This is a genomic window from Pseudomonas sp. AC242, assembly GCF_979258655.1.
Genome location: NZ_OZ409873.1, coordinates 6,404,881 through 6,418,495, shown reverse-complemented (window position 1 = coordinate 6,418,495; position 13,615 = coordinate 6,404,881). Strand labels below are relative to the sequence as shown.

The following is a 13,615-nucleotide window of genomic DNA, read 5'->3' as shown; positions in this document are numbered from 1 at the left end:
CTACCCTTCTTCTGTCAATCAGATTTCATACTCTTCGATTTTCGATACCACGTTCAGACCCAGCTTAGTCCTGATGGCCATGCGCGCCTTATCAGCAACTTCGGTATTCTTGGCAAAGATCGTTTCACCGGTGTACAACTTCACATTGCGAATATCCACATCGACAAACATAACTTTAGTAGAAGTATTGCGACGCAGAAAACGCACAGCGCCGACGGCCATGATGGCTTCACCATTAACTTCGGTACAGACGCCAGCGGTGATGCCGCCAACGCCGTGGTTCAGCAGATTGCGCTCATACAGAGTCAATGCGGTGTCGCGTTTTTTCAAAGCGGCGATGGCGTCGCCCGCCGTCTTCAGCATCAGCGCAGTTGCAGGACCAGGCACCGCAAGACCCGCTACCACCGAGCCGAGAATTTCCAGGACCAGTTTATCCATCCGTACGCTGGTGCCCGCAACCTCCAGATCGTTGTAGTACTTGGTAACAGGCGTCCAGCCTGAGTTGGTCATGACCTCGCGAAACAGCAGATACCACTCCAGGCCCTGGCTTTCGAGCGGGAATTTCTTGTTGGCTACAAGTGTCGCGAAAAGAAAGGCATTTTGTGCGTCGGTCCGATTGTCATCCGTCAGATGAGCAGAAAATGCCAAAAGACCCTCGCCAACAACTGCCGCCTTTGTCGGCGCTTCCACGGCGTCACCCGAATTAAGGGTCAGGGCAACACCACGACCTTGAATAGTTGGAACCTCATCAATTTCATATTGCTGCAAAGCACTAATGCAGTTGGCGACATAGAGTTGTTGCATTACTGGGTTATCCACTTTCAATTCCTTATCATCATTTAAGCAAGCCTTCATTAACTTGCGAAAACGACCATAACCAAAGACACCAACACCCCACAAACAAAAACATGTAACACTACTTACCAAAGCAATAAAACCATAACTAACAAACAACTAAACCAATAACAATCAGCGCTATAAAAGTCGATACCCCAACCCCGCAAAGCGCTGATAGACTCCATCCCCACTCTCCTTCCCAGCGAGACATGACCATGCTCCACGTGTTGTTCAGCGTTTACCTGAAGATGCTGGTGCTCTACAGCCCGTTCTTCGTGCTGTCCTGTTTTATCAGTCTGACCCGCGGTTATTCGCGCAAGGAGCAACGGCGGCTGGCCTGGAAGGTCGCGGTGGCGACGCTGGTCTCCAGCGTCCTGCTGTATTTGTTCGGACGGGTGATTTTCGATGTGTTCGGCATCACCGTGGATGCGTTTCGCATCGGCGCCGGCAGTGTCCTGTTCATTTCGGCGCTGGGCATGGCGCAGGGCAAACCGGCGGTACAGGCCGACAACGTGCAGCAGGACGTCACCATTGTGCCGCTGACCATCCCGTTGACGGTTGGCCCGGGCACAATCGGTGCCTTGCTGGTGATGGGTGTCAGCCAGCCGCATTGGGACGACAAGCTCACCGCGATCATCAGTATCGCGCTGGCCAGCTTCACCGTGGGCGTGGTGCTCTACCTGTCCAATCGTATTGAGCGGATTCTGGGGGATCAGGGATTGCAGATCGTCAGTCGTTTAATGGGATTGTTCGTCTGCGCCCTGGCGGCGCAGATCATTTTTACCGGGATCAAAGGCTATTTGGTGCCCTGAAACCGGCCCCGGAGTGCGCCGGCCAAAATTAAAACGCCGCGAACGACAACGTTCGCGGCGTTTTGGTTTTCAGACGAATTCACCGGTCAGAGCAAATGGTCAGCCAGCACCGCCAGGCTGGCAGTTGCGTCATTGCCCTGCACGCTCGCCAAAGCCTTGAAGCATTGTTCGAGTGCGAACACGTACTGACGGCCAGCGATTTTGACAGCCAGTTCGCATGAACCCTGCTCCTCGATCCCGCGTACGATCAGACTGTGGCCATTGTCCGGATCGGCCAGTACCAGGTGGCCATCGATCCGCGACATCAGCCAATGCCCACACTCGGGCATATCCAGCACCAACAAGCCAGGTTCCGTCTCCTGCTCCGCGGATGGGCGCCGCACATCGACAACGATGCAATCGAGTCGCTGCCAGGTTGCGGCCGATATCCGATAACCCTCCGTGCGCGAACCGAAGGTCAGAATCAACCGTTCGACGCTGTCCGCAAGCAATGGCTGTACCTCAGTGAGGTCATCACTCACTTCCAGCACCATGACCTCCTCGTCACGGTGGGCGTAGCTACCCGGCAACCAGACGCCATCGACCGTTCCGGCGCTGAAGATCAATGGGTCAATCGGGTCGAACAGCAGCGGATTGGCCGCATCACGCGTACCAAGGAACGTAGCCCATTTTCCATCGTCCCGAGCAGACACCTCGAATAGTCGATCAAGCTTCGGCACGTAGTATTGGTAGCGATTGCCGGTATTTTCAACGGGAAGAAACGCGGCATGGTCTTGCCCGTCCAGCAGCTTTTTTAAACGCTCCTGCAATTGCACAGACGTCTGGCCCGGGACGTATGACCAGCGGTTTTCCATGCCGACAATGCGCGCCGGCTGCTGATCCTGCAGTTGCAGCGTCACACCTTCGCGGGTACGCCCGAGCAGCCCGTCGCCATGCGGCAGCACTTCGCAAAACGCCCACGATGACCAAACTCGCTCGGCCTGTGGCAACGCTTGGCGATGCAGCAACACGCTGCCTTTGCCGAACGCCGCGTGCATCTGCTCGAGAGCAACCAGCGTCTGGCGCCACAGCTGCCCGGAAGTAATATCAAGCAACCAAACTGCTTGCCGGTCGGGCGTTAGCCCCAGCAACGTAAGCTCGTGGCTGCCCATGGCGTCCATCAACACAAGTTTTTCGTCAATACACCACACTGGCAGAAACGTCTGACTCGCTTGGGCACGCAAGCCGATGATTGCAAACGCGGTGCTGCTGTATTCCATGGCAAGCGCCGGTAATGCCGTCAGCCAGTCGGGGTTTTGTTGCAGCCAACGTTGGCCGAGGCCGACAAATTTCAGCACAGGTCTATCAAGCTCGGACAGCCAATTGTCGTCCTTGGCGCCGAGGTCGACTTCGAACATTCGCCCATCGTCTTGGGTGGCCAGGAAGCTTTCGCCAACGCGCGTAACATCGATCACACCTTTCGCAAGCGCCTTGTGCCATGGCACGTTGTCACGCAGTTCTATGCCATGACTGAGCATTTGACTTTGCCGGCTGTAAAACAGCAGCGCAGCGGCGGGATCAGAGGCTCGCGGCATCAGCATCACCCTGTCCGCGTCACTGTCGGTGTCTGCTGGGAAGTACCTGTCGTGATGCGCGGCAATCCATGCCCGCTCAAGCAACTGATCGAAGGACCAGGCACGGGCGTGAATGTATGGCGCGTAGGTCCAGGTGCTGATGGGCGAAGCCATACCGGGTGTCTCGTCTACGTAGGGACGGCGTTGTTTCTGGCGATGGCGGAAAAACGCGATTCTCGTGCCCTCCTCGGGCTTGAGGAAAGATTTTTCCAGACCGGGCGACCACATGTGGATGTCCGTCAGGGTCACTTCGCGGTCGGTCAGATGAAACTCCAGTGTCGTGCGCACATTCATGGACTTTTGTTCTAGCAACTGCTGCGAGACTCGCAGAGTGCCGTCCGCCAGTTGCCCGAAAGCGCTGATTTTCGTACCGGGCTCCACACTCAATAACCGATAACGATGCACGACCAGGCCGCTGATCACAGCCACGCGCCAGACCGTGGCATGCTCGGGATGATAAAACCACGCATGGGCAGCGCTGGCGGCGCCCAGCATCAGGCCGTCGTTGACTTCGCGCGGCAGCTCGCGCGCGTACAACAAGCGTTTTCGAGCGACATCGTAAAAAGCGGTTGTGCGCACTGCGTGGCTGGCCGGATTGAACGGCACCCTGAACCGGTGAAGCGTGACGTAACCAGTGCCCAGACGCCCTTCATTGTCTCGCTGGCGCAGATGGGCAAGGACATCACGCGGATTGTCTTTAGCATCGTTGAGGGTGATGGAAAGCAGGCGCAGCGACTGACGTTGCCAGTCCAGTTGAAACAACTCTCCCCCGGCCAGTTCGATCAGCCCCTCGAAGGCCGACAGCACGATACCGTCGACCGTTAGTTGACGCCCCGCCAGGTATGTCTGCAGGGCGCCGTCGTCCATCGTGGATACGTCATCAAAGCAGACCTGCTCAATGCTGGCCCAAGGAGCATGCACCAGCCATTGCGTCGCTCCATTGAATTTCACGGTTTTCAGTCCCGGGGTCAGACGGAACTGGCAGCGGTCTGACGTGGCGCTGATTTCGTAGGACAGCTTGTGCTGGCACTCCATCGGCAAGGTCGGCACCGCTAGTTGGCGCACCTGCTCATCCAGCACCACGCTGATCGTTGTCGCTTTATAGACCGGATGCAGTTTGTAGAGGATGTGTTTGAAAGAGGGTGTGCTGTGCAGATAAAAACGCCGGTTGCCCTGCTCGTCGTATTCCAGCTTGTCCGCCGCACTGTCGCGCAATTGCGGATAGCGTGTGTGGATGCGCTTATCCAGATGTCTCGTCAGCGTATCGCCCAGTGCCGCGAACGGATTAAAGTACGAGTAAAAGTCTGGCTCAGGCATTTCACTGGCGTTACGAGGCTCGACCTGCTCTCCCGGCAGAGGCTCGTACACATAGCCCGCGCCTCCCAGTTGATATTCGTAGCCGTAATAGCAGAGTGGTGTGCAAGGCAGCACCACGGTATGCAGTGAAGCGGCCCCGTGGATATTCAGCGCTGCGCTCTCGGGGAGACCGAAAGCCTGGCGGATATTGAGGGAACGGTGTATCTGCTGCGGGTCATCGTTGTATTTCGGCAATTCGAGTGCGCCGCCGCCCCATGGATAAAAGCGCTGGCTGTCAAAGCTAACCCGCCTGTCCTGCAGATCCAGATGGGTGATCACGGCTTCTGGCGGGAACTGCAATACACCCTCTGCGACAGTGAAAGCGCCCGGTTTGTAAGCGTTGTGGATGGCACGCAAATGATTGCCGACCGCTGTTGCCTTGTCGGCAATCTGCCCAAGATTGCTGGCGATGGCCGTGGCACCGATGCCGATGCCGAGTAACGGCACAGACAGAAAAGCCGCCGCTGCGCCAACCGTTCCGCCTGCCGCCAATGCAGCAACATCCAATCCCAACGCTATTGTGTTGAACGCCAGAGACGTGGAGAACTGCGAGCGCTGCTCGTAATTTTGCGCCAGTGACAGGTTATGGATGTCGAAGCCGATGTTGACCAGCGAAAACGCAAAACCAACGCCGGTTGCCCCGCGACCGAGCACACGGCCGGACAACGACGATTGGCGCAGGACCAACGCCTGTTCACTGGCCACCACTTGCCGCACCAGGTTGATCATCTGTGCGGTGTCGCTGAGCACGCCAAAACCCAACTGCGCATAGCTGACGTAAACCTGGACTTGAAGCGCAATCGACAAGGCTGGCAACTGATCCCCGGCCTGGTATTCACGATGGCGCAGTTCGCTGATCAGCGTCTGGATCGCAAAGGCGAAACTCAAGCGGCTGCCTCCATCAGCCTCGGCCGGGCCACTGGGTTTGCCTGCCTTCACGCTCTGATGCAGATGCTGCTTGAGCTGAGTGAAGCGCGGGTCGGCCGTGCTCACGGTTCGCACTTGATGCGGATTCTGTGCATCGACCAACGTCAGCGAAAAGTCACCGTCCGCCTGAGGTGTGAGCGTTTCCAGCAACGGCAGATATTCACGCCCCAACGAGTGCTCACTGCGCAACTGCTGCATGGCCTGAGCAAACGCCTGCGCCCAATAGCGCGCATCCACTTGCGCCAGGTTGGCACCCATCCGCGCGTTTTCACCGAGCGAACGCTGGCGCGCCACGGCCTGCTTTGCCCAGACTGGGCCACTGCGTGAATCACGCGAAGGAATGCGCAAAAAACTGTCCAGGGGCAAACCCGTCGATAGCGTGCGGGCCGCCATTGCCTCAGTGTTCAACTCGATCACGTTGAATCGCGCCCCGGCCATGTCGCCCAGACCGTAGAGCCTGGCCAGTGCACTGTCGCCGGCGCTCAGATAACGCTCAACGCCAAGTTTCACCTGCGCGCTTTCGGCGAACGCATAAATGGCAAAGTTCGGGTCGTAGAATCGATAGACGAATTGACCTCCTGCCTGCACTTTGGCCACCAGCAAGGCGTGATCGCCGGTGTCGAGCAACAGGACGGTGGCTGCACTTTTCGCCTCCAGTGTCTGTATGACCGAGTCCAGACTCTGCAAGCCACGGGAGTCACCAATGGCACTGGCAGGCAAGGCTCGCAGTTCATTCAACGCACTGAGCAATGCCTGTGAACTGGGTTGCTGGTGGTTGATGTTGGCCGTGGCAACATGCCCCACCAGTGTCCGTTCGGCCGACTCACCGGCAGCCACCGCTGCGCCCATCAGCAACGCCAGCGGATAACACCGGCGCCCCGGATCACTGCTCGTGTGCATCAGCAAATCCTGCGACAGCTGCCGGGCCGAGGTCGCGCCGGCCTCGAAGAATATCTCGCGCACCTGCGCACTGCGCTGGAGAATCCGCGAGCGGAACTCGCCTTGCGCCGTGTGATTGATCTGCCCGATACGTTCGCCCCATTGGCGCAAGGTCAAGGGTTCAAACAGTGCCTGAACCTTGAGTTCGCGGGCTGTCAGGACGTCATGCGCTTGTCCACGCGCCAGCCCGGCCTCGAAGTCGGGCGACTGCCGCTGGCGCAGGGCTTTTTCAACCGCATCATAGCGAGCGAAAGTGCCGTCGCCGTCAGTCTCGACAGCAAGGTCGCGCACGGTTTGCCAGACGCTGGCAAAGCTCGCGTCGTCCAGACTTGTCGCGCCGAAAATCCCCCCGAGCATGACGCGCACCAACGGGCTGAGTTGTTCCAGCGGCAGAGAATCATGGGCGATGCGGCTGAGCAGTTCATTGAGGTTGCTTGAGGATTCGGCGCCCTGGGAAACGGGCAGCTCGCGCACAGGTTGCGCAAGGATCAACTGACGATTTTCAAAGCCGATGGAAAAGGCTTTGGTGAAGCTGATGTCACCGCTGAGTTTGTCCCTCATGGCTCGCACAAAGGGTTCGCCCAGATCATCCATCAATTGTTGCAGGACCGACGTCAGCAGCACCGCTTTACCGCCCACCACCGGCCAGCCTTGTTTGAACGTCAGCGTCTGTTGCGGCTGAAGCAGATCCGCCAGTTGCCCGGTATAGCGTGATTTGAGTTTGCCGGTTTTCCACTTTTCCTGCTCTTTGGCCAGCCATTGCTCGGCGTCATCATTGACGGTCCAACCGGAGATCGCTTCCTCCTCGGTCTGCACGTTGTAACCCTCGGCCAGTCGCAAGCGCTCCTGAACCGTAACCTCGTTGTGCGGCAGGAGGTGAGTCTCGACGTAATTTTTCAGCCCGGTCACCGCTGCACCGGGTCCGGTAAGCGCAATAGTGCCGCGCGATCCGACGCGAATACCATCACGGTAGTAGCTTAAAATCGCCTCGCTCAACTTACCCAGAAAATCCTGCAGCGTGCGCGTCAGTTGCCCCTGCTCGATTTTCTCGTTCATGACGTTTTCTATGACATCGAGCAATCGTTCAGTCTGTGACCAGTCTACCGACGATGCGATGGCCGCCTGCTCAACGGCCTGCAGGCAGTCATAGTTGAAGCGGATCAATTGCATGACCGCGAGCGTCATCTCGCTTTGCGGCTGTGCCAGCAGATAAGCGTTCATCTCTCTGCTGAATTGCGTGCCCATTCGCAGACCGTGTTGCGGGCTGACGACTTCACGCGGTGCGACAAATATATGCTTGACGCCGGGCTTGCTGCGGGCAAAGACCAGCAGTGCCTCGCGATGTGCGGCAGGCAAAGTGTCCGTGTGATCGGCGTAGCGCAGGCGGTCGCGACCGGGCATCAACGTTTCATCATGATTGAGCAAAAGCTGCAACACCCCCAGCCGTTGCTCGTCACTGAACCCGCTGATGTCGACACCGCCCAGTCTGTCAGCCAGCGGCGGCAGATAATCCATGTCGCTGTAACGACCACCCTCGGCATATTCGGTTTGCAAGCGAACAACATCGCTTGCCGCCGCAAAGTTACCGCGCATTGACACTTCGCGTTGATAGACATCCTCTAGAAAGTGCCCGGCGAACTCCCGTCGAACATCACGCAACTGCAAGTCGCTGCCGGCCATTTGCTGATGGCTTTGCAAGCAGCGTTGACGGAAGGCTTCCAGCGTCGTGCGGTCTTTGCCGTAAGCGCGCACCATCAGGTCGATCCGGGCCTGATCAGCTTTCCCTTGCCATTGCGGTTGTTGCAGGTACTCGAACATCTCGCGCTTTAATACACGCGCACGATCTTCGATCATCTTTGCAAGTTCATCGGGGTTGCTCACGGTGTCCCCGCCAGACTCCATTGCAGCAACTCTGGCGCTGTCGGATATAACCCGATTCATTTCGAAAGCCAGTAACGCATCGCTGTCGTACCAGAGATTGAACTGGTAATTCTCGGCAGCCAGCACCTGACGCCAGATGTTCATGTAATCGCGCTGGATATTGCCAACCTCACTGCCACCCACCCAGACGAAGTGCATGACTGCGGGTATCGGACTGGGCACGTCACTGAGCATGTTTACAGTGCCTGCCAAGCGGGCGATGTAAGCGCGCAATTGTTCTTCGACGGTATCGATCAACGCTATTGCGGGCGCTGAGTTACGCTTTGCCAAGCGTTCAAAATTTTCCAGAAAGAGTGTTACAACCTGCAGCTTTTCAGCGAGGCTGGTGGCTAGTCCGGCCTGCTCGTAAAGCGCCACCAACATTGCATATTCGGCAGAAGCGGAAAACGCCTTGAATGCGCGCTTTAACGCGGAGTATTCATCGGCGGAAATAAAATCAAACTCGTCAACATATTGCTCCATGACACCCATCAAACTTCATCCTTTATTCGTTGAGAGAATCCTCGACGAAGTTAGTCTGCCTGCGGGGTAACTTCAAAAAGCACAAAACTCAAATAGTTTCCCAAGAAATATCAAACAACAGACAAGTTGCTTCCGCGCACGATTCGGTAACAAACAGACGCGTGCCCCGTCGTTCGATAAACAAGCGAAGCGGCGCTCCCAACGGATGCACCGCCGTAATTCAAAATTAATCGTCCGGGAATGAATTTCGACTTGATGTCACACCGAGGCAACTTATTTACAACTTGCCTCGGCTCGGCACTCAGGAAAGCGGCTTTTCGCCGTACCAGCGCGGCGTGTAAACCCAATCACCACCGCTGGCACGCGCAAACGTGCAGGTGGTCGAAGAACCAATCAGCACCATGGTGCGCATGTCCACCTGCTCGGGAGTTAATGCGCCAAGTGTCGTGGTGCGCAGGGTCTGTCCCGGACGGCCGATGTCGCGGCCCAACACCACGGGGGTTTCAGCTGAGCGATGCTGCGCGACAATCTCCAGCGCCCGGCCCAATTGCCACGGACGTGCACGGGAGATCGGGTTGTAGAACGCCAAGGCCAGATCCGCTTCAGCAGCCAGATCCAGACGCTTTTCGATGATCGACCACGGTTTGAGGTTGTCCGACAGCGACATCACGCAGAAGTCATGGCCCAGCGGCGCTCCGGCTTGCGCGGCGGTGGCCAGCGAAGCGGAAACGCCCGGAAGGATTTCCAGATCGACGCTGTGCCACGCCGGATCAGCCGATTCGTGCAACGCTTCGAGCACTGCCGCAGCCATGGCGAACACACCCGGGTCGCCCGAGGACACAACGATCACCGAACGCCCCTCGGCGGCCAGTCTGAACGCGTGACGGGCGCGTTGCATTTCTTCGCGGTTATCGGTGCAGTGCTGCACTTGATCGTCGCGAAAAGGACCGGCCATGCGTACGTAGGTTTCGTAACCGAGCACATCGGTGGCGCGAGCCAATTCGGCTTTCACCGCCGGCACCATCAGTTCGGCAGCGCCGGGGCCGAGGCCGATCACCGCGAGACGACCGCGTGGCCGGCCAATGTTCGAAACATCCAACGGCTGCTCGGCAACCGCGATTGCCATGCCGTGGCTGACCACGACTGCAGCCTCAGGCACTGCGGCACGTGCCAGATTTTCGATGTCGCTTTGCGCCGCAACAAAGCGCAGCGGCACTCCCAGCTCAAGCGCCGCTTCACGCAAACGTGGCGAAGCCATTTGCGTCTCGCTGGCCAGCAGACAGGCCAGCGACGGCACGGCGATTTGCGCCTGCAGCAACGCACTGCGAACGGCATCCGCCAGGTCCACGATTTCAGCACTCACCGCCACCGCCACGCTGCGTGGATAGATCAGTAACTCACTGGCGCTCGCTTCACGCGCGGCACTGCCGATATGAATCGAGCGCTGCGCCTGTGGGTCTTCCGGCAGTTGCGCCTGATCCAGCCACGGCGCCGCGCCTTCGATGCGCACGCTGTGGCCGGCCAACAGATCAGAGACAAAACGCTTGCCCAGTTCCAGATCGCCCAGCGCGTAACCACTCGGGGGATTGAGCAGGCACGTACCAAAACGCAACTCGCCGCTGGTGGTGATCGCCGCAGCGACTTGCAGCCCGGCAGCGATGTCCCGCGCCATGACATTCACCCCGCCGAGGCCGCCCAACAGCGGCACCACGGCGCTGCCGTCTTCGGCCACCACGAGCACTGCCGGCTCGGCGCCCTTTTCCAGCAACAGCGGCGCCAGCGTGCGGATGACGATGCCGGCCGCGCACAGGGCAATGATCGGCGTGTCCTGCTGATACAGCGCGCGCAGGGTCGCGCCGAATTCCTGATAGGTGCAATCGGCGCCTTCGACGCGCCCGGCGAGGCCGTGGATCTGCGCCGCCGGATAGACCTGCTGAATGCGCCGTGCGGTGGCCAGGCTACCCTGACCGAGAATGACGATGGCTGGCGTGGATTGAGTCATCAGCCTTGCCACCGTTCGCCCGGCACGATGATCAGCGAGAAGTACGGCGACGACATCGGCTCGACCTGATCCATCGGCACGATCTTCTGATTGGCCATGGTTGCGCGCTCGACGTACAGCGCACGCTCGGCCAAGCCGAGTTCTTCCAGCACCTGACGCACCTTGGGGAAGTTGCGCCCCAGCTTCATGATCACCGCCGCGTCGGCATCGGCCAGACGTCGCTTCAGCTCTTCATGGGGCAACACGCCGGAAAGCACCGACAGGCTCTGATTGCGATACACCAGCGGCGCGCCCAGCACCGAAGCGCCGCCGAGCATCGAGCACACGCCCGGCACCACTTGCGCTTCGTAACGGCTGGCGAGGCGATCGTGCAGGTACATGTAGGAGCCGTAGAAGAACGGATCACCTTCACAGATCACCGCGACATCGCGACCGGCATCCAGGTGTGCCGCGATGGTTTCGGCAGCCTCATCGTAGAAATCGCTGATGACCTGTTCATACGAGAGCGGAGCCGGCAGCACTTCGGTGGTCACCGGGTACACCAGCGGCAGCAGATTCTGTGCGTCTTGCAGGTGCGCTTCGATGATGCCGAACGCGTTGCCCTTTTTGCCCTTGGCAACGAAGTACGCCACCACCGGCGATTCGCGCAGCAGGCGCAGGGCTTTGACAGTAATCAGTTCCGGATCACCCGGGCCGACGCCCAGACCAATCAAACGTCCTTTGGCCTGCATCATTCGATCTCCGTGGCGAGGGCATTGACGGCGGCGGCGGCCATGGCGCTGCCACCGAGACGGCCTTGCATGATTACGAACGGTACGCCACGGCTGTCGGCGGCCAGCGCGGCTTTCGATTCGGCAGCGCCGACGAAGCCGACCGGGAAACCAAGAATCAATGCCGGTTTCGGTGCCCCGGCGTCGAGCATCTCCAACAGATAGAAGAGTGCGGTCGGTGCGTTGCCGATCACCACTACGCTGCCTTCCAGGTGCGGACGCCAGAGTTCCAGTGCGGCGGCGGAGCGGGTATTGCCCAACTCGCGAGCCAGCTCCGGCACGCTCTCGTCGCGCAAGGTGCAGATCACTTCGTTATTGGCCGGCAGGCGTGCACGGGTCACGCCTTCGGAGACCATCCGCGCATCGCAGAGGATCGGCGCACCGGCGGCCAGCGCATCGCGCCCGGCCTTACCCGCACCTTCGGAGAATTGCAGGCCGTCGACGGCTTCGACCATGCCGCAGGCGTGGATCACCCGCACCGCGAGTTTTTCCAGATCGGCCGGGATGCGCGCCAGATTGGCCTCGCTGCGAATGATCGCGAAGGAGTTGCGATAAATCTCCTGACCGTCGCGGATGTAATCAAGCATCAAGGGGGCTCCGAGAGCGGGTGGCGAGCAGGGTCGCGACCGCTTCAATAGTAAGGTTGCGTGCGTGCAGCGCGCCGAAACCCGGCAGCGTCGCATCGCGAAAATAGAGGTCGTAAAGACCGGGATTGACGGCCAGCAACGTCACCGGGGCACAGTGGGCGGCGGCGCACGAGCGCGAGCAACCACTGAGGTGGATGTTGAGGGCAGCAGGCAGCAACGTCGCCAGAAGGCGGGCGTCCTGCTTGGTGTCGGCCAGGCCTTTGCCGCAGCCATTGGAACCGGTGCAGGCGATCAGCCGTGCAAGCGGTTCGCCAGCGCGGGTCTGCAGGTTCAGTCGCTGAAAACCTTCCAGCACTTGGACCGCATCACCTGCATTGACGTCGGGCAGCAGCAGGCTTTGCCAAGGGGTGAAGCGCAGGCTGCCATTGCCGAACTGGCGGGCCAGTTGCGCCGCCCCGCGCAGCATCACCGGATCAAGACGGCCCAGCGCCGGCACTGCACCGATGTACACCCGCCCCGAGGTATTTTGCGGATGAGCGCCGATGTGCAGATCGTCCGCCACGGCCGCGCGCTGCCAATGGCTGATCGGCTTGATCGGCAAGCGCGTGCTCAGTTGCCCGATAAACGCCGAGAGCGGCAACTCGTCGAGCAAATGGCGCATGCGCGTCTGCTCGGGCCGCGCCAACTCAAGAAACAATTCCAGCACCGCAACCACCAGTGCATGGCCGTGTTCCAGCGCCACTGCGCCGACCGCGCGATCCGTCGGGCAACCGGCCAGACCGAACGCCAACAAGGTTTCACCGTCACACTCGAACGCTGACAACCACAGATCATGGGGATGTTCGAGCATCGCCAGTGCTTCACCGCCATCGAGTTGCACGGCGAACTTGGCGCTCAGCTCGTGGAACCGGGGATGGCTTTGCAAGGTGTCGAGGATCTGCCCGGCGAGGCCTCGAGTGTCGAAATGCATCTGCCGATCAATCCCGGCCGCAGGGCTGAGCATCAGGTTGCGCACATCGTCAGCGGCCGCCGTGCGCGGACCAAGACCGGCGGCAAGCAAGCCTTCGATCAGTGCCGCAGATTGCTGGCCGATCCCACGGATTTGCAGATTGGCGCGGTTGGTCGCCTCGATAGCCCCGCCGAACTGTTCGGCAACGTCGGCCACCGCGTCAGCCTGATCGGCGCTGATCGAACCACCGTTGAGTTTGATCCGACAGATACCGCCGTCCAGTGCCTGGACGATACGCAGCAACCCCGGGCAGGCCGAGGGGCGTAAGGCGGTGGACATCGGGTGTTCGTTCAAGGGGCTGACCGGCTGCGTGGGAAAGGCGCTTCGCGGGCGAAGGCGCGGTATTATGCCTGCTTTGTC

Annotated in this window: 7 protein-coding genes; 1 reads left to right on the top strand and 6 read right to left on the bottom strand. The window is 59.5% G+C overall.

Annotated elements, in window-relative coordinates:
- Positions 1-18 precede the first annotated feature (18 nt).
- Complete coding sequence (locus tag ACZZ0A_RS28845; RefSeq protein WP_463544047.1) at positions 19-819, bottom strand: hypothetical protein; 801 nt, start codon at positions 817-819, stop codon at positions 19-21.
- Positions 820-1,052: 233 nt separating this feature from the next.
- On the opposite strand from ACZZ0A_RS28845, the gene ACZZ0A_RS28840 reads away from it, so the two are divergent.
- The gene (locus tag ACZZ0A_RS28840) at positions 1,053-1,649 is read left to right on the top strand and encodes a MarC family protein (RefSeq protein ID WP_007914577.1); all 597 of its coding nucleotides are present in this window, start codon (positions 1,053-1,055) and stop codon (positions 1,647-1,649) included.
- A gap of 86 nt (positions 1,650-1,735) precedes the next feature.
- Here ACZZ0A_RS28840 and ACZZ0A_RS28835 read toward each other — a convergent pair whose 3' ends face one another.
- From ACZZ0A_RS28835 to cobG, 5 genes are all read right to left on the bottom strand, one after another.
- A complete protein-coding gene (locus ACZZ0A_RS28835; RefSeq protein WP_463544046.1) occupies positions 1,736-8,896 on the bottom strand; it encodes a TcdA/TcdB pore-forming domain-containing protein in 7,161 nt (2,386 codons plus the stop codon).
- A 292-nt stretch (positions 8,897-9,188) separates the two neighbouring features.
- Positions 9,189-10,889, bottom strand: coding sequence for a precorrin-3B C(17)-methyltransferase (gene cobJ / locus ACZZ0A_RS28830; protein WP_463544045.1), 1,701 nt, complete (start codon positions 10,887-10,889; stop codon positions 9,189-9,191).
- Positions 10,889-11,623, bottom strand: coding sequence for a precorrin-2 C(20)-methyltransferase (locus tag ACZZ0A_RS28825; RefSeq protein WP_007914574.1), 735 nt, complete (start codon positions 11,621-11,623; stop codon positions 10,889-10,891). Before ACZZ0A_RS28825 ends, cobJ begins: the two co-directional genes overlap by 1 nt.
- Complete coding sequence (locus ACZZ0A_RS28820) at positions 11,620-12,246, bottom strand: precorrin-8X methylmutase (RefSeq protein ID WP_007914573.1); 627 nt, start codon at positions 12,244-12,246, stop codon at positions 11,620-11,622. Before ACZZ0A_RS28820 ends, ACZZ0A_RS28825 begins: the two co-directional genes overlap by 4 nt.
- Positions 12,239-13,534 carry a precorrin-3B synthase gene (cobG, locus tag ACZZ0A_RS28815; RefSeq protein WP_463544044.1) on the bottom strand — a complete coding sequence of 432 codons (1,296 nt, stop codon included), beginning with the start codon at positions 13,532-13,534 and terminating at the stop codon, positions 12,239-12,241. Before cobG ends, ACZZ0A_RS28820 begins: the two co-directional genes overlap by 8 nt.
- Between the last annotated feature and the right edge of the window lie 81 nt (positions 13,535-13,615).